An 18,248-nucleotide genomic window follows, 5' to 3' on the forward strand; every position below is an offset into this window, starting at 1 on the left:
GAGAGAGCCCCCGTTTCGTCGGTAAGCTTCTTTCCGCCCACAGTGTGTCTTTCGAGGGAGATGGCGATGCGCAAGCCACGCCACGTACGGCTGACCGAGCCGCTGGTCCGCGACGGGGGCGAGCTGCGGCCCGCGTCCTGGGACGAGGCGCTGCGCCGGGCGGCCGACGGGTTCGAGCGGGCCAGGGCGGCGGGGCCGTCCGCGTTCGGCATGTTCAGCTGCTCGAAGGCCACCAACGAGATGAACTACGCGGCCGAGAAGTTCGCCAGGGCGGTGATGGGCAGCAACAACGTCGACAGCTGCAACCGCACTTGACACGCTCCTAGCGTCGTCGGTCTGACGACAGTCTTCGGTGCCGGTGGCGGCACCTCCTCCTACGAAGAGGCCGAGCGCGCCGACCTCATCGTGCTGTGGGGCTCGAACGCGCGCGAGACCCACCCGATCTTCTTCCACCACGTCCTGCAGGGCCTGCGCAACGGCGCCCGGATGTACAACGTGGACCCCAGGCGCACCAGCACGGCACAGTGGGCGGACGGCTGGCTGGGCCTGGACGTGGGCACCGACATCGCGCTGGCCAACGCGATCGGCCGGGAGATCATCGCGGCCGGGCTGCACAACCGGGCGTTCATCGAGCGGGCAACCACCGGCTTCGAGGACTACCGGCGCACCGTGGAGCCCTACACCCTGGAACGTGCCGAGGAGCTGACCAAGGTGCCGGCCGCGATGATCCGCGAGCTGGCGCACGCCTACGCCCGCGCCGACCGCGCGCAGCTGTGCTGGACGCTGGGCATCACCGAGCACCACAACGCGGCCGACTACGTGTTCGCCCTGATCAACCTGGCGCTGCTGACCGGGCACGTGGGCCGCTACGGCTCCGGGCTGTGCCCGTTGCGCGGGCAGAACAACGTGCAGGGCGGCGGCGACATGGGAGCGATCCCGGCCAAGCTGCCCGGCGGCTACGACCTGGGCGACGACGAGGCGCGGGCCCGCTTCGAGCGGACCTGGGGCGCGAGCATCTCACCGAAGCCCGGCTGGCACCTGTCCCAGATGTTCGAGGCCATGGAGCGCAAGGAGCTGCGCGCGCTCTACTGCATCGGGGAGAACCCGGCCGAGTCCGAGGCGAACGCGACGCACGCCCGGCACCTGCTGGAGGGCCTGGACCACCTGGTGGTGCAGGACATCTTCCGGACGGCCACCGCCGAGCTGGCCGACGTGGTGCTGCCCTCGGCGGCCGACTGGTGCGAGTACGAGGGCACCGTCACGAACAGCGAGCGGCGGGTGCAGCGGGTGCGCAAGGCCATCGACCCGCCGGGGATGGCCAGGCCGGACACGCACATCATCTGCGAGATCGCGAACCGGATGGGCCACGACTGGGGGCTGCCCACGGCCGAGCAGGTGTGGGACGAGCTGCGCTCGCTGTCGCTGAACTGGCACCACGGCATGAGCTACGCCCGGCTGGAGGCCGAGGGCGGGCTGCAGTGGCCCTGCCCGTCCGAGGGCCACCCGGGCACGCCGCTGATGCACGCCCGGCTGTGGGCCGACGACCCGGCCGACCGGGGTACCCCGGCGCCGTTCACCGCGGTGGAGCACGTGCCGCCGGTGGACGCGCTGTCCGAGGACTTCCCGATCCGGCTGACCACCGTGCGCAACCTGGACAACTACAACTCCGGGGTGCAGACCGGCGGCTACGCCTCTCCCCTGCGCCGGCGCGAGGCGCTGCGCATCGACGCCTCCGACGCGGCCAAGCTGGGCGTCGAGGAGGGCGAGGTCGTGCTGGTGGTGTCCCGGCGCGGGTCGGTGCGGGCGCCGGTGAGCTTCGACCCGGCGCTGCGGCCAGGGCTGGCGTCGATCACGCCGCACTTCTCCGAGCAGGTGGACACGAACGTGATCACCAACGACGCCTGGGACCCGAAGTCGGGCACCTCCGAGTTCAAGGCGACAGCCATCAGGATCGAGAAGCTGGCCCCGGCCACCCTCCCGGTCGCCGGACGGTAAGGAGTCCCGTTGGACCTACGGCTCACCCAGGCCCGTGCCACCGCCGCCGAGCGGGAGGCGGTGGACCGCGTCGTCGGCCCCTCCGAGGGCCACGACGAGCACTTCGCCGACGCCGGGCACGCCGCGCGGAGCCGGCGGCACCTGCTGCTGCCCGCGCTGCACGCCGTGCAGGAGGACATCGGCTGGATCAGTCCCGGCGCGCTGAACCACGTGTCGCTGCGGCTGTCCGTACCCCCGGCCGACGCCTACGGGGTGGCCACCTTCTACGCGATGTTCAGCACCGAGCCGCGGGCGCCGAAGGTGGTGCACGTCTGCGACGACATCGCGTGCGGTGCCCGCGGCGGCGAGGCGATGGCCGCCGCGCTGACCGCCGAGATCGGCGCGGAGGGTCAGGGCGAGGACGTGTGCTGGGTGCGCAGCCCGTGCCTGGGGCTGTGCGAGCGGGCGCCGGCGGTGCTGCTGCAGCGCACCGGCGAGCCGGACTACTCGATCGCCCCGGCCTCGGTCGAGCAGGCGCTGGCCGCCGCGACCGGTGACCGCGCCGCCTCGGACGCCGACTTCGACGACACCTCGGTCAGCGTTCCGCAGACGGGATCCCCCCGGGCCGAAGGGCTGCGGCTGCTGCGCCGGGTCGGGCTGGTCGACCCGGAGAGCCTGGACGACTACCGCGCGCACGGCGGCTACTCCGCGCTGCGCCGAGCGGTGGACCTCGGCCCGAGCCGGGTGATCACCGAGGTGTCCGACTCCTCGCTGACCGGCCGGGGCGGCGCCGCCTTCCCCACCGGCGTCAAGTGGGACGGTGTGGCCCGCGCGCCGGAGCGCCCGCACTACCTGGTGTGCAACGCCGACGAGTCCGAGCCCGGCACGTTCAAGGACCGGGTGCTGCTGGAGAACGACCCGTTCGCGCTGGTCGAGGCCATGACGATCGCCGGCTACGCGGCCGGCTGCGAGCGCGGCTACCTCTACATCCGGGGCGAGTACCCGCTGGCCACCCGCCGCCTGGAGAACGCCATCGAGCAGGCCCGGCTGCGCGGCTACCTCGGCGAGGACGTGATGGGCGAGGGGTTCTCCTTCGACATCGAGCTGCGCCGGGGCGCCGGGGCGTACATCTGCGGCGAGGAGACCGCCCTGCTCAACTCCATCGAGGGCTACCGGGGCGAGCCGCGCAACAAGCCGCCGTTCCCGTCGGTGTCCGGCCTGTTCGGCAAGCCCACGGTGATCAACAACGTGGAGACGCTGTACAACGTCCTGCAGGTGCTGGAGGTCGGCGGCCCGGCGTTCGCGTCCATCGGCGGCGGCCGCTCCACCGGACCCAAGCTGTTCTGCGTCTCCGGCGCGGTGGCCAGGCCCGGGGTGTACGAGGTGCCGTTCGGCGCCACCCTGCGCCAGGTGCTGGACCTGGCCGGCGGCACCACCGGCGAGCTGCGCACCATCCTGCTCGGCGGCGCGGCCGGCGGGTTCGTCATGCCGGACCAGCTCGACGTGCCGTTGACCTTGGAGGGCACCAGGGAGATTGGCGCATCCCTCGGCTCCGGGGTGATCTTCGCGCTGGACACCGAGGCGAACCTGCCGGACATCCTGCGGCGCATCGCGGCGTTCTTCCGCGACGAGTCGTGCGGGCAGTGCGTACCGTGCCGGGTGGGCACCGTGCGGCAGGAGGAGGCGCTGGCCCGGTTGGCGCGCGGGACCGAGATCGGGTCCCGGGAACAGGAGTTGGCGTTGCTGGACGACCTGGCCAGGGTGATGCGGGACGCCTCGATCTGCGGGCTCGGGCAGACCGCGCCGGCGGCGGTGCAGTCGGCGATCAGCCTGGAGCTGCTGAACGGGAGGCCGGGCTCATGACGGCGGTGATGCTGGGCACGATCCGGCGGATGGTGACGCTCACCCTGGACGGGGTGGAGGTGCGGGTGCCGGAGGGCTCCACGATCCTGGACGCGCTGCGCGCGCAGGGCACGGACACCCCGACGCTGTGCTGGGCGCCGAACCTGACCCCGGTCAACGCCTGCCGGGTGTGCATGGTCGAGGTGACCGGCTCCCGGGTGCTGGTGCCGTCCTGCGCCCGGGCGGTGGAGGACGGCATGGAGGTGCACACCGACTCGGAGAAGGTCCAGCACAGCCGCAAGATGGTGCTGGAGCTGCTGGCCAGCTCGGTGGACCTGTCTCAGACCGACCCGGACGTGCACCGCTGGATGACCAAATACGGGGTGGACGCCACGCGCTACGGACCGCCCGCACCCCCGGCCGCCGAGGGCGAGCGGGACACCCGACACCCCGGCCACCACCACGCCCCGGACGGGTCCACCGCCGAGACGGTCGCGCAGCCGGTCAAGGAGGACAACGACCTGTACGTGCGCGACTACGGTCGGTGCATCATGTGCTACAAGTGCGTGAAGGCCTGTGGTACGGACGCGCAGTACACGTTCGCCATCTCGGCGGCCGGGCGCGGGTTCGACACCCGGATCGCCACCGAGTACAACACCGAGCTGCCCGACTCGGCCTGTGTGTACTGCGGCAACTGCATCGGCGTGTGCCCGACCGGGGCGCTCAAGTCGGTCGCCGAGCACGAGCTGCGCGAGGCCGGCAAGTGGGACGAGGAGAACGAGACGGTCACCACCACGATCTGCTCGTTCTGCGGCGTGGGCTGCAACCTGGAGCTGCACGTCCAGCACAACACGATCGTCAACGTGACCTCCCCCAGCGACCACAGCGTCACCCACGGCCACCTGTGCATCAAGGGCCGCTTCGGGTTCCAGCACGTTCAGAATTTGCCACCGTCGGAATGAACGTCGAGGCGGAGGTCGTCGAGCAGCATCGGCTGCTCGCCGCCTGGCTGGGCTCGGCCGCCGGTCCCGAGGTGCTCGACGAGCTGCGCGACGCGCACACCGACGACTTCTCCATGGTCACCACCGACGGCCAGGCGCTGAGCCGCGCCGCGCTGCTCGACGGCCTCGCCGGCGCCCGCAACGCCACACCCGGGCTGCACATCCTGATCAGCGAGGTGACGGTGGTGGCCGAGCTGGGCGACGCGGTGCTGGCCCGGTTCCTGGAGACGCACGTGGCGCACGGCCACACGTCCTCACGCCGGGTCACCGTGCTGCTCCAGCTCGACGAGAAGGCCCGCAACGGCCTGCGCTGGCGCTACCTGCACGAGACGCCGATCGCCGACTAGGTCGCGTCCGTGCCGGGGCGCACGTGCGCGCGCACGCCGTTCAGGCCGAACAGGATGAGCAGCTCGACCGCGCCGCCGTCCGCGCTGCCCAGCCAGTGCGGTACCGACGTGTCGAACTCGGCGGCCTCACCGGCCGGTAGCGTCATGTCGCGCTCGCCGAGCACCAGCCGCAGGCGTCCGTTGAGCACGTACAGCCATTCGAAGCCGTCGTGGGTCCTCGGGCTCGGTTCGAGGGGTTCCGGACGGGCGGGAATGATCATCTTGAACGCCTGGGTGCCGCCCGGGCGCCGGGACAGCGGGATGAAGGTCATCCCGAAGCGGTGGATCGGCTTGAGGTGGATGCGCGGGTCGCCGGTGCGCGGGGCGCCGACGAGGTCGTCCAGCGGGACGTCGTAGGTACGGGACAGCGGCAGCAGCAGCTCCAGGGTCGCCCGGCGCTGCCCGCTCTCCAGCCGGGACAGCGTGCTCTCCGACACTCCCGTGGTCGCCGAGAGGTCGGCGAGGGTGAGCCCCCGCTCGCGGCGCAGCGCACGCAACCGAGGTCCCACCGCGTCGAGCACGTCCTCCGTCTCACCACTCACGAGGCCATCTTGCCGGAACGGCAAGAATCCGTGCCACATCGCGCCGAGCCTGGCGAGACTGGCCGCATCCCGACCCGAGGAGGCTCGATGAGCAGCACCGATGCGGCCACGTTCTGGGACGGCGTCTACGCCGCCCGGCCGGCCGCCACGGACCCCCGGCCGAACGTCCGCCTGACCGAGGCCGTCACGGACCTGCCGCCCGGCGAGGCTCTGGACATCGGATGCGGCGACGGCGGCGACGCGCTGTGGCTGGCCCGCCAGGGATGGCGGGTCACCGCCGTCGACATCTCGGCCGTGGCGGTCGAGCGGCTCGCCGGCCTTGCCCGCTCACACGGCCTGGCCGAGCGGATCGACGCCCAGCGGCTCGGCCGTTTCCCCAAGGGCCGGTTCGACCTGGTCAGCGCCCACTACCTGCCGCCCGCCCCGGGCAGGGCGACGGTCCTGCGCGCGGCCGCGCACGCGCTGCGCCCTGGCGGGCTGCTGCTCGTGGTGGACCACGGCTCGACGGCGCCCTGGTCATGGAACCAGGACCCCGACGTCCGCTACCCCAGCCCGACGGAGGTCGCCGAGGGCCTCGACCTGGACCCGGCGAGGTGGACGGTCGAGCGGGCCGACGCACCCCGCCGGGTCGCGACCGGACCGGGCGGACACACCGCCGAGGTCACCGACCACGTCCTGCTCATCCGCCGCACCCGCCGCACCCGCCGCCGTGACACCCCGCCGCCCCGGACCGGCAACAGCGAGCTCGAGACCCTGCGCGGATTCCTCGACTACCTGCGGACCTCGATCGCCGCGAAGGTCGACGGCGCCCCCGAACCGGCTGTTCGAACGGCCGGAGTGCCGTCCGGCACGAACCTGCTCGGCCTGCTCAACCACCTCACGTTCGTCGAGCGCTCGACCTTCCTCGGGGGCAAGGTCACGAACTGGCAAGCGACGTTCCACGCCGCGCCGGACGACAGCGTGGCCGACGTCGTCGAGCGCTACCGAACGACTGTCGAACGCGCCAACGAGGTCCTCGACAACTGCACCGACCCCGGCGCGCCAGTGCCTGAGCGCCCCGGTCCCAGCGTCCGCTGGGCGCTCACCCACATGATCGAGGAAACCGGCCGCCACGCCGGCCACGCGGACATCCTCCGCGAGCTGATCGACGGCGCAACCGGACGCTGACGTCAGGCGACGCCGAGCAGCCGGTGCGCGGTGTCCGGGTCGCGGCGGAACGCGGGCGTGTCCACCCGGTGCACGATGCGGCCCTTCTCCATCACGGCGATCTCGTCGCTCACCGCGAACGCCAGGTGCAGGTCCTGCTCGACCAGCAGGATGCCGGCGCCCTCGGCGCGCATCCGCCCGATCACGCCGACGAGCTGGTCCACGACCGAGGGCGCGAGCCCGTCCGAGGGTTCGTCCAGGAGCACGAGCTTCGGGTTGGTCACCAGCGCACGAGCCACCGCGAGCATCTGCTGTTCGCCGCCAGAGAGTTGCCCGGCGTACTGCCGGCGCCGCTCCGCCAGCCGGGGCAGCAGCTCGTACACGGCGTCCACCGTCCAGCCGCCGCGGCGACCCCGGCCGGCGAGCGCGAGGTGCTCGGCCACGGTCAGGGTCGCCCACACCCGCCGGCCCTGCGGCACCAGCGCCACGCCGGCCCTGGCGATCGCGTCGGGGCGGCGGCCGGCCAGCTCCTCCCCGTCCAGCAGAACCGAGCCGGATGTCACCGGCACCAACCCCATCAGCGTCATGACCAGCGTGGACTTCCCCACCCCGTTGCGGCCGAGCAGCCCGAGCACGGCGCCGGCGTCCAGGTCGAGGTCCACACCGCCCAGCACGGTGCTCCGGTCGTAGCCGGACACCAGCTCGCGGACCCGCAGGAACGTCATGTCAGGAACAGCTCCTCCCGCCGGCCGGTACCCAGGTACGCCTCCCGCACCCGCTCGCTGGCCCGCACCCGCTCCGGCGAGCCGGACATCAGCACCCGGCCCAGGTGCAGCACCGTCACCGTGTCCGCCAGCTCGAACACCAGGTCCAGGTCGTGCTCGACGAACAGCACGGTGACCTCCGGGGGCAGCCCGGCGAGCAGCTCCACCAGCCGCTTGCTCTCCGCCGGGGACATGCCGGCCGCCGGCTCGTCGAGCAGCATCAGCGTCGGGCGGCAGGCCAGCGCGACCGCCACCTCCAGCTGCCGCCGCTCGCCGTGCGACAGCGACGGCACCGCCACCCCGCCCCGCCCGGCCAGCCCGACCGCGTCGAGCAGCTCGTCGACCCGGTCCCAGACCGCCGGCTCGCGCCTGGGCAGCACCCCGACGCGCCCGTGCCGCCGGACCGCGAGCGCGACGGTCCGGGCGGCGGTCATGGAGGCGAACAGGCTGGAGTGCTGCGGCGTCCGGCTCATGCCCAACCGCGCCCGGCGCGCCTCGGAGAGCCGGGTGAGGTCCCGCCCGTTCAGCGCCACCGTCCCGGCGTCCGGCCGCAGCACCCCGGTGAGCAGCCGGAACAGGGTCGACTTGCCGGCGCCGTTCGGGCCGATCAGCGCGTGCCGGGCGCCGGCCGCGACCTCCAGGTCCACCCCGTCCACCGCCTTCAGCGCGCCGAACGAGCGGCTCAGCCCGGCGCACCGCAGCACGCTCACCTCCCCCACCGCCCGAGCCGCAACCCGGCGGCGCCGCGCGGCAGCAGGTAGACCACGACCACGAACAGCGCGCCGAGCAGCAGCGTCCCGTGCCCGCCCAGGCTCGGCCCCAGCGCGTCCCTGACCACGATCACCAGCGCGGCGCCCAGGCAGGCGCCCCACAGCGACCCGGCGCCCCCGATGATGACCGCGAGCAGCGCGAACGCGGCGGTGACGAACCCGAGGTCGGCGGGCGTGACCAGCCGCTGCTGCGCGGCCAGCAGCGCACCGGCCAGCCCGGCCACCCCGCCGGAGGCCACGAACGCCAGGTACTTGTAGCGCGCCGTCGGGTAGCCCAGCGCGCGCATCCTCGGCTCGTTGTCCCGGATCCCGCGCAGCGCCTCCCCGACCGGCGACCGGGCCACCGCCCAGAGCAGCGCGAACCCTACCCCGAACCCGGCCAGCACGTACCAGTACACGAACCCGGCCAGCACCAGCGGCTCTCCGCCCAGCCGGGGCGCCGGTATCCCGGACATGCCGTTGGCGCCGCCGGTCACCGTCTCCCAGGTCTCCGCGACCTGCTGCACCAGCTCGCCGATGGCCAGCGTCAGCATCAGGAAGTACACGCCCCCGGTGCGCACCGTGATCCACCCGGTCAGCGCCGCCGCCACCGCCCCGAACGCCGCCCCCGCCAGCAGCGGCACCGGTATCTCCGCCGTCACCCGCAGCGACACCCAGCCGGCGGCGTACGCCCCCGCGCCGAAGTAGGCGGCGTGCCCGAGCGACGGCAGCCCGGTCACCCCGACCAGCAGGTCCAGGCTCACCGCGAACAGCGCGAACACCAGGACCCTGCTCAAAGTGCCGGTCACGAACGGCGCCAGGAACAGCGGCGCCGCCGCCAGCACCACGGGCACCGCCACCGCCAGCACGGCGGCCGCCCGCCCCCGCCGAACGCCGGGACCGCGCGCGGGCGCCGAGGTCGTGACGGTCACCTGTCCACCGCCACCTGCCCGAACAGGCCCCTCGGCCGCAGCACCAGCACCACCGCGAGCGCCCCGAACAGCACGAACGACGCCAGGTCCGGCAACAGCGCTCGCCCGAGCGACTCGATCTGGCCGATCACCAACGCACCCACCAACGCCCCGCGCACCGACCCCAACCCGCCGATCACCACCACGACCAGCGCCAGGATCAGCACCGTCGAGTCCAGCCCGGAGCGGGCGCCGTAGATCGGCCCGCCGAGCACCCCCGCGGTGGTGGCCAGCAACGAGCCGACCGCGAACACCGCCGCCTTGACCAGCCGGTTGTCCACGCCGACGGTGGTGACCATCTCCCGGTCCGCGACCGTGGCCCTGACCAGCGCGCCCACCCAGGTGCGGTCCACGACCAGGTAGACGGCGAGCGCCAACACCGCGCCGATTCCGATCAGCGCCAGCCGGTAGGTGGGGTACGTGGCGCCCAGCACCGCGACCGAGCCGTCCAGCCCCGACGGCGCGCTGGCCGCGAGCGGGTTGTCCCCGAACACGATGCTCAGCAGCTCGGCCGCCACCAGCGCGACGCCGAGGGTGAGCAGCGCCTGGTCCAGGTGCGAGCGGTTGCGCAGCGGCTCGGTCATCAGCGACAGCGCCCCGCCGGCCGCGAGCCCGGCCACCGCCGCGATCCCCAGCGCGGCCAGGAACCCTCCCCAGCTCGCGGTCCCACCGAGCGTCGCGCCCAGGTACGCACCGCCCAGGAACAGTGCCCCGTGCGCCAGGTTCAGCACGTCCATCATGCCGAACACCAGCGACAGCCCGACCGCGAGGATGAACAGCAGGAACCCGATCGCGAACCCGTTGAGCACGCTGACCAGGTGCGCCTGGAGCCAGATCGGCATGTCAGGCCGGCTGGCTCTGCTGCCCGAGGTCCCGCACCACGGCGTTGACCAGCGTGTTCCCCACCCGGTCCACCCGGCGCAGGTAGATGGTCTGCCTCGGGGTCTGCCCGTCGAACGTCCACGGCCCGCGCGGGCTGTCCTCGATCGTGCCGACCCCGCCCAGGGCCGCCGCTATCGCGTCCCCGCTCAGCCCGGTGGCCGTCCGCAGCGCCCGGTTGAGCACGTTCGCGGCGTCCCAGGCCTGCACCGAGAAGCAGCTCGGCGGCTCCCCGTACTTCTCGCTGTACGCCGCCACGAACGCCTTGTTGGCCGGGTTGTCCAGCCGGTCGCTGTAGTGCAGCGTGTTCTGCACGCCCAGCGCCGCGTCGCCCTGCTGGGGCAGCACGTTGCCCTCGGTCAGGAACCCCGACGCGTACAGCGGGATGCTCCTGGCCAGCCCGAACTGCGCGTACTGGCGCACGAACGTGATCGCCTCCGAGCCGGAGAAGAAGCAGAACGTGGCCTTGGCCCCGGAGTTCTGGATGCCGGCCAGGAACGGCTGGTAGTCCGCCGTCTTCCCGAACGCCGGCTTCGCCTGGCCCACCACCTTCCCGCCGCCCGCCTCGAACGCCTTGGTGAACCCGGCGATGACCTCGCTGCCCGCCGCGTAGTCCGGCGCGATGGCGTACACCCCTCGGAAAACCCGGAGGCGGCCAGGTGCGTCCCCATCGCGGCGGAGATCTGCGCGTTGGTGAACGAGCTGCGCCACAGGTACGGGCTGCGCGCCTTGCCGGTGATGTCCGCCGCGCCCGCGTTGGCCACGATGAGCAGCTTCTTCGACTCGGCGAGCAGGTTGCGCACGCCCAGCGCGGTCGCTGAGTTGACCAGGCCCACCACCACGTCGACGCCGTCGCTCTGCAGCACCTTCTGCACCGCCGGCACCCCGGTCTGCGGCGTCTCCCCCTCGTCCGCGAGCACCGTCGTCACCGAGTAGTCGCCGAACCTGCCGCCGTTACGGGCCAGCCACAGCTCCCAGCCGCGCTGCATGTCGGTGCCCAGCGCGGCGTACACCCCGGACGCCGGCACCACCAGGCCGACCTTCACCGCCCGCCCGCCGCCGCCACCGCCCCCGCCGACGCTGCTCCCGCACGCCGCCAGCGCCAGCGCGCCACCACCGGCGCCCGCCATCGCGAGGAGCCGCCGCCGACTGATGCCCTGAATGCCCTGGATGCCCGCCATGTCACCGCTCCTCGGCCGAACGCGCACGTGGGCGGATCGTGGCGGCGAACGATCTCCCTTGTCAACCTTTCGAGTGAACGAAGTTCCCCAGGGCGCCCCGCCGACACCCAAAGCCGCGACCCAATTGTGACGCCGACGACGCTGGCTAAGGTGGACGCCGTGGACGTACTGGACTCCTACACCGGTCACACCGACCCCGGCGGCGCCGCGACCCGCCGCACCCTGGACGGCCTGACGATCACCAAGGTCTCCGTCGGCCCGATGGACAACAACGCCTACCTGCTGACCTGCACCGCGTCGGGCGAGGCGCTGTTGATCGACGCGGCCAACGAGCCGGACCGGCTGATGGACGTCGTCGGCCACGGTGACGACCGCCCGCAGCTGCGCACCGTGGTCACCACGCACCAACACTGGGACCACTGGCAGGCCCTGGCCGCCGTCGTCGGCATGTGCGAGGCGGCCACCGTGGCGCACCCGCTGGACGCCCCCGAGCTGCCCGTCCCGGTGGAGACGCTGGTCGAGCACGGCGACACCGTCCGCGTCGGCCAGGCCGAGCTCGAGGTGATCCACCTGCGCGGCCACACCCCCGGCTCGATCGCCCTGCTCTACCGCGCCGAGGACCGCCCCCACCTGTTCACCGGCGACTCCCTGTTCCCCGGCGGCGTGGGCAAGACCGGCTCCCCGGAGGACTTCCGGTCCCTGATCGACGACGTCGAGGGCCGGATCTTCGACGAGCTGCCCGACCAGACCTGGTTCTACCCGGGCCACGGCGACGACTCCACGCTGGGCGCGGAGCGGCCGAAGCTTCCGGAGTGGCGCGAACGCGGCTGGTGACGGTTCAGGCCTGCTCCCGGGCGGTCAGGTAGCGCTGGGCGAGTTCGCCCAGGGTGACCAGGCTGTGGGCGACCTGGCCGGTGACGGCGGCCAGGTCGGGGCCGATCCTGTCCTGCAGGTTGGCGGTGAGCCACAGGGTGGCGAAGCCGTGCGAGAGTGACCAACCCGCCGTGACCAGGCCGGCGACGTCCGCGTCGGCCGGGGTGCCGGGGTGGCTGGCGCGGGCGCTGCCGTAGAGCAGGTCGAACGCGGCGTCGCGGGCGGTGACCAGGTCCGGGTCGTCGTCCAGGTAGAGGTCGGGCCGGAACATCACCTCGTAGTGCCCGGGGTGGGTGAGCGCGAACCGGATGTAGGCGATGCCGCCGAGGAGAAACCCGTCCGGCCCGGTCGCGGCGGGACCGATCGTCTCGACGGCAAGGCGGAAGCCCTCGGTCGCGATCGCGGTGAAGATGCCGGCCTTGTCCCCGAACTGGTAGGCCAGCGCGGCGTGGGACACCCCCGCCCGGCGGGCGATCTCGCGCATGCTCACCCCGGCCGCGCCGACCGCCCGCACCTCGGCCACCGCAGCCTCGATCGCGGCCTGTCGAAGCCGGCCGTGGTGGTAACGCCGGGGTGTGCTGTGCGAGTTCACCCGACCACCTTAGCCCGATCTGACCATTGATAAGTTCCCTGGTCATGCCGGAGACTGACCAACGGTAAGTTCCGCGGGTGACGGAGGTCGGTCGATGGAGCCGTTCGATGTCGTGATCGTGGGGGCGCGCTGCGCCGGATCGCCGCTGGCGGTGCTGCTGGCCCGGCGAAGCCTGCGGGTGTGCGTGCTGGACAAAGCCCGGTTCCCGAGCGACACCCCTTCGACGCACGTGATCCAACCGTCCGGCGTGGCCGTCCTCGACCGGCTCGGGGTGCTCGACACCGTGCTCGCCGCCGGGGCGGTCCAGCTCACCGCGTTCACGATGGTCAACGAACACGCCCGGATCGAGGCGGACCTCACCGATGCGGCCGTTCGCGCCGCCTACGGGGCGGCCGGGGCGGGGCTGTGTGTCCGGCGGGTGACGCTGGACCACCTGCTGGTGGCGGCGGCCGGAGAGGCCGGCGTGGACGTCCGCACCCGCACCGGCGTGACCGGGCTGCGCCACGACGGCACGCGGGTGACCGGCGTCGAGACCACCCACGGCCCGGTGCGGGCGTCACTGGTGGTGGGGGCCGACGGCCGGCACTCGACGGTGGCCCGGTTGGCCGGCGCCGCCGAGTACCACACCACCGGGCCATGCCGCCCGTTCACCTGGGCCTACTTCGACGGTGTCGCCGACACCGAGGCGCGGCTGCGGCTCGGCCGGCTCGGCGACCTCGCCTTTCTCTCCAGCCCCACCGACGGTGGCCTGTATCTGGCCGGCGCCATCCCGTCCTCGGGCGTCGACACCCGCGAAGAAAGCTTCATGGCGCGGTTCGCGGCGTGGCCGGAGCTGGCCGAGCGGCTCGACGGGGCGAGGCGGGTGGGCCCGATCCGGGTGGTACCGGACTGCCGAGGCTACTTCCGCTCGGCCACCGGCCCCGGCTGGGTGCTGACCGGTGATGCCGGACAGTTCAAGGACCCGACACCGGCCCAAGGCATCTCCGACGCCTTCCGCCAGGCCGAGCGGCTGGCCGACGCGATAGTCGCCGGACTCGGCGGATCCGCCGTCCTCGACGACGAGCTGCGCCGCTGGTGGCGCTGGCGCGACGACGACTGCTACGAGATGCACTGGCTCGCCACCGACATGGGCGCGCCCGGCCTGCCCTCCCCGCTGATCACCCAGGTGCTGCGCGACATCGCCGGCGACGTGCCCGCCACCGTCGCGCTGCTGCGAGTGCTCAACCGCGACCTGCGCCCCTCGCGGCTGTTCACGCCGCGCCGGCTGCTCACCGCCGCCGCGCGCGCCATGGGCGCCCAGCCCACCCGAATCCCCGCGCTCGCCCACGAGGCCGCGTCCCTCGCCGGCCAGGAGCTGCGCCGCGCCCGCCAACGCCGCCTCGGAACACGAGGTCGGATTCTCGCCAGCGTTCCCCGGACGCGTGTTCGTACGCTCGCGCCATGAGAACCGACAACCGGGCCGTCGTCCAGGCCGCGTGGCGGGCGTTCGCCACTCACGACGCCGAGCGGATCGCCGCGTTCTTCACCGAGGACGCCGAGTGGCTGGCCCCGGCGGGAAACGCGACCGCGGCGGCGCTCGACGGACCCAGCCACATGATCGGACGGGACGCGATCGTTCGCTTCCTGTCGCGGGACTTCTCGCGGCTTTTCGTCCGCGACGTCACGGTGGACTTCCGGGGCGTCTACGCCGATGGTGACCGGGTCGTCGTGGAGGAGACGATGAGCGCGACCCTCGTGAACGGAAACGCGTACAGCAACGACTACTGCTTCGTGTTCGAGTTGCGGGACGGGCTGATCCGCCGGGTCCGCGAGTACATGGACACCGCGCGCGGGCACCGCGACATCTTCGGTGACACGACCGCGTCCGGGCTACCGGAACTCGTGCACGACCTCGATCGGGCCGACCAGGTGGGTGTTGAACTCGGCTAGTTCCTCGGTCGTCACGGGCGGTTCCTCGCCGGATCCCATGCCTGGCGGCGGAGATCCTCGGCCTGGTCCTTGGTCAGGCGGGAGGCGGCACCGCAGTACGTGCACTGGATGGAGTGCTCGGTGCGGACCGGGAACAGCGGCACGAAGAACAGCGTGAACTTGGTGACCACCCGGCTCAGCGGATGCGCGCACGAGTTGTGGCAGTGCGCGCAGACCAGGGTGAGCATCGCGAGCTGCTCGGCGTAGCCCTTCAGTCCGAAAATGATCAACATCCGCCACACCCCCTCCTACCACGGTAGCCGGGGCCGTACCCGCGCCGTACTCGAATACGGTGCCGGCGCGGCGGCGTACGGTTCGTGGGTGGGCGTCGAGATCTACACGGACGGGGCGTGCAGCGGCAACCCCGGGCCCGGCGGCTGGGGCGCGCTGCTCCGGTACGGCCGCCACGAGAAGGAGATGTACGGCGGCCAGTCCACCACCACGACCAACAACCGGATGGAGCTGACGGCGCCGATCATGGCGCTGGAGAGCCTGACCCGCCCGTCCGAGGTGGACATCTACACCGACAGCAGCTACGTCCGCAACGGCGTCACGATGTGGCTGCCCCGGTGGAAGCTCAACGGGTGGGAGACGCGCGGCAAGCAGCCGGTCAAGAACGCCGACCTGTGGCGGCGGCTCGACGCGGCCGCCGCCGCGCACCGGGTGCGCTGGCACTGGGTCAAGGGGCACGCCGGGCACCCGGAGAACGAGCGTGCCGACCGGCTCGCGGTCAGGGGAATCCAGGAGGCGCTCGCGGCCGGGTGAGTCAGCGCGCCTGGCCTTCGTCGGAGAGGGCCTGCGCGGTGCAGGTGGCCACGGCGTTGGTGCCCTGCGTGGTCACGCTGGAGACCAGCTCGCCGTCGACGATGATCCGGCAGCTGATCGACCCCGACCCGGCGCTCTGCACGCTGACGCTCGGCACGAAGCCGCCGGCGGCGTCGAACTCCTTGCGCCAGGGCAGCCGCACCCGCGTGACCTCGGTGACCGGGCTCGCCTGGCCGCTGGTGAAACTGACCAGGCCGGCGTACGGCGCCCCGTCCAGCTCGTAGCGCACCCGCACCAGCAGCGGCGGGACCGGGATCGGGCCGCCGGGCTGCTGGGCCGGCGCCGCCTCGGTGGGGGCCGGCGGGGCCGCGCTGGGCGGCGCGACCAGCACCGGCGCGAGCGCCCTCGGCGGCGTCATCTCGCTGAGCGCGTACTCGGAGGTGTCCACCGGACCCGAGAACGTGACCGCCGTGAACCCCACGCACGCCGTGCCGAGCACCACCGACCCGGCCGCGAGCCACGGCGTCCACCGCCGGCCCGGACCCGGATCCGGCGTGGCGGGCGGCCGTTCGGCGCAACGGGACTCGGAGGCCGGGCGCTGCCGGGGGATCAGCGCGGACACCTCCGGATACGCGCCCTGGCACGCCGAGTTACCGCGAGAACCGGAGGACGGCGAGGTGCTCATGCTCGGTCGGCCTTCCTGGCTGGACGTGGCGCGCGCTATATGTGTGATCGGCACGGCCCCCCAACGTGTTACCCGGATCACCCAGACGGCCGTCGTAGCGGTCGCCCGCCCGGAGGTCTACGCCGTAGACCGAACGCCACCGTCTACGGCGTAGACATCGTGCGTATACGGCCGTAGCCGGGCGTTGACACGCACCTCGTGTGTACGGCGTAGACGTGGGCCTGACAGGGCGGCGGGAGCGGTGCTCTAGGTTGTCCCCATGGCCCTTCGCACCGCGGACCGCATCGCGGAGCAGGCCAAGGCGATCTTGGTCGCCGAGGGCTCGGAGGCGGTCAGCATGCGCCGGGTCGCGGGCGCGGCCGGCGTCACCGCGATGGCGATATATCGACACTATCCGAACCGTGAGGCGCTGCTCGGCGCGGTGGCCGAGCGCGGTCGGGCCGATCTTGCCGAGCGCTGGCGGCGGCGCCCCCGGGAGGACAACCCGCGCGCCGAGCTGCGCGCCGTGCTCAACGCCCTGCTGGACTTCGCGCTGGACCAGCCCCGGCTCTACGCGCTGCTGCACAGCGAGCCGCCCTGGCACGAGGACGGGGTCGCCAGGGACTTCCGGTCCGACGACTCCCCCGCGCTCAACGCCGTCGTCGCGGCCATCGACGAAGGGATGCACCGGGGCGTGTTCGCGCCGGACGACGTGTGGGAGGCGGCGCTGTCGATCGTGGCGCTGCTGCACGGGCTGATCAGCCTGCATCACGCCGGTCGCCTCGGCGTGTCCGACCCGGAGTTCCGGGTGCTCTGCGGCACGGCGATGACCCGGCTGCTGCACGGCATCTCCGCCTAGGAGGGTCCTGAACAATGCCGCTCGTCGCGAGCGGCGATCCAGCCGGATGCATCGCAAGGCGGCGTCTGATTCGGAGCCCCCGATACCGCTGTTGTATCGGGGGCGACGACAACGCCGCGAGGCGCCGGCTGGGCGCCGCGCAGCAGAGCATGCATTGTTCAGGGCGCTCCTAGCCAGCCGCGTCCGCCGCCTCGGGAGCCCGCACCTCGTCGCCCCGGCGCACCACGCCGGGTCCGTTCACCGAGGCGTAGACGCCGGCGCACGCCCACTTCCCCATCCCGGTGATCTCGCGGCGGTTGTGCTTGGCGATGGTGCGCAGGGTCTGGCGGTCCTCGGGCAGGCCGTCCTGGGCGAGCGTGGTCATCACGCAGCGCATGGTCGGCATGACCACCGACACGGTGGCCTGACCGCCGACGGCCAGCTCGGCGTTCACCCAGTCCTCCTCGACGAAACGCTCACCGGGAACGTCCAGCACCAGGTTCGGGCGGTACCGGCGCGGGTCGAACCCGGCGTCGGGGGCGAGCGCGGACAGCTTGGCCAGGGTCGCGGTGGTGATCAGGTGGAGCACGGCGAGGTCCTGGAAGGTGTTGGCCGGGGCCATCGCGCCGAGCGGGATGCGGCTGACCGCCTCGCCGGTCGCCTCGTGGCCCACGGTGGTGCCCGCGATGAACTTCTCCGGGGCCAGGCCGGCGATCTCCGGCCACACCTCCTCGAACGACTTGCCCTCCGGCGGCTGGCTGACCAGCTTGACGTCCCGTCCCAGGGTGGCGGACAGGGCCGCGTCGATGTCCTCGTCGTCGCTGCGCCGCACCGCGCCGTCCGGGAACGTGATCCGCACCGGCGGCAGCGGCCCGTCCGGCGTCGGCTCGGCCAGGTAAGCGGCGCGAAAGCCGAGCAGGGCGCCCCACTTGCGCGGGTTCTTGGCGCTGGCGACCATGCCGTCGCCGGCGTCCACGACCGCGTAGGCTCGGTCGCCGGGCAACCCGTCGGCCGTGATCGAACACTCGTCCAGTGCCTCCCCCAGCATGGACTTGACGGGATAGCGGTGGATCGCCGCGACGGTGAGGCGCTCGGAGGTCATATACAGGTGTC

The 18,248-nt window shown here is 72.8% G+C and carries 21 protein-coding genes and 2 pseudogenes; 12 read left to right on the forward strand and 11 right to left on the reverse strand.

Annotation, left to right across the window (positions count from 1 at the left end; translation table 11 throughout):
- The first annotated feature begins 66 nt into the window (after nucleotides 1-66).
- Genes N912_RS58385 through N912_RS0143720 form a run of 4 tightly spaced genes read left to right on the forward strand, consistent with a single transcriptional unit; the run spans nucleotide 67 to nucleotide 5,164 of the window.
- A complete protein-coding gene (locus N912_RS58385; protein ID WP_245645892.1) occupies nucleotides 67-1,995 on the forward strand; it encodes a molybdopterin oxidoreductase family protein in 1,929 nt (642 codons plus the stop codon).
- Nucleotides 1,996-2,004: 9 nt separating this feature from the next.
- The gene (locus tag N912_RS0143710) at nucleotides 2,005-3,837 is read left to right on the forward strand and encodes an NAD(P)H-dependent oxidoreductase subunit E (RefSeq protein ID WP_028927418.1); all 1,833 of its coding nucleotides are present in this window, start codon (nucleotides 2,005-2,007) and stop codon (nucleotides 3,835-3,837) included.
- Nucleotides 3,834-4,778, forward strand: coding sequence for a 2Fe-2S iron-sulfur cluster-binding protein (locus N912_RS0143715; protein WP_028927419.1), 945 nt, complete (start codon nucleotides 3,834-3,836; stop codon nucleotides 4,776-4,778). The genes N912_RS0143710 and N912_RS0143715 overlap by 4 nt, the downstream gene beginning before the upstream one ends.
- The gene (locus N912_RS0143720; RefSeq protein ID WP_028927420.1) at nucleotides 4,775-5,164 is read left to right on the forward strand and encodes a nuclear transport factor 2 family protein; all 390 of its coding nucleotides are present in this window, start codon (nucleotides 4,775-4,777) and stop codon (nucleotides 5,162-5,164) included. The genes N912_RS0143715 and N912_RS0143720 overlap by 4 nt, the downstream gene beginning before the upstream one ends.
- Here the strand turns inward: N912_RS0143720 and N912_RS0143725 are convergent.
- Nucleotides 5,161-5,784, reverse strand: a complete 624-nt coding sequence (locus N912_RS0143725) for a helix-turn-helix domain-containing protein (protein WP_051581627.1) — start codon at nucleotides 5,782-5,784, stop codon at nucleotides 5,161-5,163. The two genes, N912_RS0143720 and N912_RS0143725, sit on opposite strands and share 4 nt — an antisense overlap.
- A gap of 48 nt (nucleotides 5,785-5,832) precedes the next feature.
- Between N912_RS0143725 and N912_RS66210 the strand changes: the two are divergent.
- Nucleotides 5,833-6,438: pseudogene (locus N912_RS66210) on the forward strand (class I SAM-dependent methyltransferase); the annotation flags it as partial.
- Nucleotides 6,427-6,912: a DinB family protein gene (locus N912_RS66215; protein ID WP_425415386.1), complete on the forward strand. Its 486-nt coding sequence runs from the start codon at nucleotides 6,427-6,429 to the stop codon at nucleotides 6,910-6,912. The pseudogene N912_RS66210 and the gene N912_RS66215, both read left to right, overlap by 12 nt.
- A gap of 2 nt (nucleotides 6,913-6,914) precedes the next feature.
- Here the strand turns inward: N912_RS66215 and N912_RS0143735 are convergent, their stop codons facing one another.
- The 6 genes and pseudogenes from N912_RS0143735 to N912_RS67160 all read right to left on the reverse strand — a co-directional run.
- Complete coding sequence (locus N912_RS0143735; RefSeq protein WP_028927422.1) at nucleotides 6,915-7,616, reverse strand: ABC transporter ATP-binding protein; 702 nt, start codon at nucleotides 7,614-7,616, stop codon at nucleotides 6,915-6,917.
- Nucleotides 7,613-8,365 carry an ABC transporter ATP-binding protein gene (locus N912_RS0143740; RefSeq protein ID WP_211261606.1) on the reverse strand — a complete coding sequence of 251 codons (753 nt, stop codon included), beginning with the start codon at nucleotides 8,363-8,365 and terminating at the stop codon, nucleotides 7,613-7,615. The genes N912_RS0143735 and N912_RS0143740 overlap by 4 nt, the downstream gene beginning before the upstream one ends.
- A complete protein-coding gene (locus N912_RS61675) occupies nucleotides 8,362-9,336 on the reverse strand; it encodes a branched-chain amino acid ABC transporter permease (RefSeq protein WP_064745550.1) in 975 nt (324 codons plus the stop codon). The genes N912_RS0143740 and N912_RS61675 overlap by 4 nt, the downstream gene beginning before the upstream one ends.
- Nucleotides 9,333-10,217, reverse strand: coding sequence for a branched-chain amino acid ABC transporter permease (locus N912_RS61680; protein WP_028927424.1), 885 nt, complete (start codon nucleotides 10,215-10,217; stop codon nucleotides 9,333-9,335). Before N912_RS61680 ends, N912_RS61675 begins: the two co-directional genes overlap by 4 nt.
- Before the next feature lies 1 nt (nucleotide 10,218).
- Nucleotides 10,219-10,887, reverse strand: a complete 669-nt coding sequence (locus tag N912_RS61285; protein ID WP_028927425.1) for an ABC transporter substrate-binding protein — start codon at nucleotides 10,885-10,887, stop codon at nucleotides 10,219-10,221.
- Between the two features lie 77 nt (nucleotides 10,888-10,964).
- A pseudogene (locus N912_RS67160) lies at nucleotides 10,965-11,243 on the reverse strand (ABC transporter substrate-binding protein); the annotation flags it as partial.
- Here N912_RS67160 and N912_RS64800 point away from each other — a divergent pair.
- Together N912_RS64800 and N912_RS0143765 are read left to right on the forward strand one after the other, a co-directional pair.
- The gene (locus tag N912_RS64800) at nucleotides 11,242-11,415 is read left to right on the forward strand and encodes a hypothetical protein (RefSeq protein WP_169748054.1); all 174 of its coding nucleotides are present in this window, start codon (nucleotides 11,242-11,244) and stop codon (nucleotides 11,413-11,415) included. The pseudogene N912_RS67160 and the gene N912_RS64800 overlap by 2 nt on opposite strands.
- Before the next feature lie 179 nt (nucleotides 11,416-11,594).
- Nucleotides 11,595-12,269, forward strand: a complete 675-nt coding sequence (locus tag N912_RS0143765; RefSeq protein WP_028927427.1) for an MBL fold metallo-hydrolase — start codon at nucleotides 11,595-11,597, stop codon at nucleotides 12,267-12,269.
- Between the two features lie 4 nt (nucleotides 12,270-12,273).
- On the opposite strand, the gene N912_RS58405 is transcribed toward N912_RS0143765, so the two are convergent.
- Complete coding sequence (locus N912_RS58405) at nucleotides 12,274-12,900, reverse strand: TetR/AcrR family transcriptional regulator (RefSeq protein ID WP_051581629.1); 627 nt, start codon at nucleotides 12,898-12,900, stop codon at nucleotides 12,274-12,276.
- Between the two features lie 94 nt (nucleotides 12,901-12,994).
- On the opposite strand from N912_RS58405, the gene N912_RS58410 reads away from it, so the two are divergent.
- Complete coding sequence (locus N912_RS58410; RefSeq protein WP_051581630.1) at nucleotides 12,995-14,344, forward strand: NAD(P)/FAD-dependent oxidoreductase; 1,350 nt, start codon at nucleotides 12,995-12,997, stop codon at nucleotides 14,342-14,344.
- Complete coding sequence (locus N912_RS58415; RefSeq protein ID WP_051581631.1) at nucleotides 14,341-14,829, forward strand: nuclear transport factor 2 family protein; 489 nt, start codon at nucleotides 14,341-14,343, stop codon at nucleotides 14,827-14,829. The genes N912_RS58410 and N912_RS58415 overlap by 4 nt, the downstream gene beginning before the upstream one ends.
- An 11-nt stretch (nucleotides 14,830-14,840) precedes the next feature.
- Here N912_RS58415 and N912_RS0143785 read toward each other — a convergent pair whose 3' ends face one another.
- Nucleotides 14,841-15,101 carry a zinc ribbon domain-containing protein gene (locus N912_RS0143785; RefSeq protein ID WP_245645894.1) on the reverse strand — a complete coding sequence of 87 codons (261 nt, stop codon included), beginning with the start codon at nucleotides 15,099-15,101 and terminating at the stop codon, nucleotides 14,841-14,843.
- Between the two features lie 88 nt (nucleotides 15,102-15,189).
- Here N912_RS0143785 and rnhA point away from each other — a divergent pair, with 88 nt between their 5' ends.
- Nucleotides 15,190-15,633 carry a ribonuclease HI gene (gene rnhA, locus N912_RS0143790; RefSeq protein WP_028927429.1) on the forward strand — a complete coding sequence of 148 codons (444 nt, stop codon included), beginning with the start codon at nucleotides 15,190-15,192 and terminating at the stop codon, nucleotides 15,631-15,633.
- A gap of 1 nt (nucleotide 15,634) precedes the next feature.
- Here the strand turns inward: rnhA and N912_RS61295 are convergent, their stop codons facing one another.
- Entirely contained in the window at nucleotides 15,635-16,318 is a 684-nt protein-coding gene (locus tag N912_RS61295; protein WP_084211867.1) for an MmpS family transport accessory protein, read from the reverse strand.
- 259 nt (nucleotides 16,319-16,577) lie between these two features.
- Here N912_RS61295 and N912_RS0143805 point away from each other — a divergent pair, with 259 nt between their 5' ends.
- Complete coding sequence (locus tag N912_RS0143805; protein ID WP_028927431.1) at nucleotides 16,578-17,156, forward strand: TetR/AcrR family transcriptional regulator; 579 nt, start codon at nucleotides 16,578-16,580, stop codon at nucleotides 17,154-17,156.
- A gap of 169 nt (nucleotides 17,157-17,325) precedes the next feature.
- Here the strand turns inward: N912_RS0143805 and N912_RS0143810 are convergent, their stop codons facing one another.
- A complete protein-coding gene (locus tag N912_RS0143810) occupies nucleotides 17,326-18,237 on the reverse strand; it encodes an MOSC domain-containing protein (RefSeq protein WP_028927432.1) in 912 nt (303 codons plus the stop codon).
- Nucleotides 18,238-18,248 lie beyond the last annotated feature (11 nt).

Origin of the sequence: Actinospineispora acaciae DSM 45401 (genome assembly GCF_000620785.1) — a bacterium.
Taxonomy (GTDB): Bacteria; Actinomycetota; Actinomycetes; order Mycobacteriales; family Pseudonocardiaceae; genus Pseudonocardia; species Pseudonocardia acaciae.

Excerpts from the sequence above, each read along its gene's own strand:
- N912_RS0143785 (WP_245645894.1), bottom strand. The coding sequence starts at position 15,101 with ATGTTGATCATTTTCGGACTGAAGGGCTACGCCGAGCAGCTCGCGATG.
- N912_RS0143715 (WP_028927419.1), top strand. The coding sequence starts at position 3,834 with ATGACGGCGGTGATGCTGGGCACGATCCGGCGGATGGTGACGCTCACC.
- N912_RS58410 (WP_051581630.1), top strand. The coding sequence starts at position 12,995 with ATGGAGCCGTTCGATGTCGTGATCGTGGGGGCGCGCTGCGCCGGATCG.
- N912_RS0143720 (WP_028927420.1), top strand. The coding sequence starts at position 4,775 with ATGAACGTCGAGGCGGAGGTCGTCGAGCAGCATCGGCTGCTCGCCGCC.
- N912_RS61680 (WP_028927424.1), bottom strand. The coding sequence starts at position 10,217 with ATGCCGATCTGGCTCCAGGCGCACCTGGTCAGCGTGCTCAACGGGTTC.
- N912_RS0143725 (WP_051581627.1), bottom strand. The coding sequence starts at position 5,784 with ATGTGGCACGGATTCTTGCCGTTCCGGCAAGATGGCCTCGTGAGTGGT.
- N912_RS0143735 (WP_028927422.1), bottom strand. The coding sequence starts at position 7,616 with ATGACGTTCCTGCGGGTCCGCGAGCTGGTGTCCGGCTACGACCGGAGC.
- N912_RS61295 (WP_084211867.1), bottom strand. The coding sequence starts at position 16,318 with ATGAGCACCTCGCCGTCCTCCGGTTCTCGCGGTAACTCGGCGTGCCAG.
- N912_RS64800 (WP_169748054.1), top strand. The coding sequence starts at position 11,242 with ATGTCGGTGCCCAGCGCGGCGTACACCCCGGACGCCGGCACCACCAGG.
- N912_RS0143805 (WP_028927431.1), top strand. The coding sequence starts at position 16,578 with ATGGCCCTTCGCACCGCGGACCGCATCGCGGAGCAGGCCAAGGCGATC.
- N912_RS0143810 (WP_028927432.1), bottom strand. The coding sequence starts at position 18,237 with ATGACCTCCGAGCGCCTCACCGTCGCGGCGATCCACCGCTATCCCGTC.
- N912_RS58415 (WP_051581631.1), top strand. The coding sequence starts at position 14,341 with ATGAGAACCGACAACCGGGCCGTCGTCCAGGCCGCGTGGCGGGCGTTC.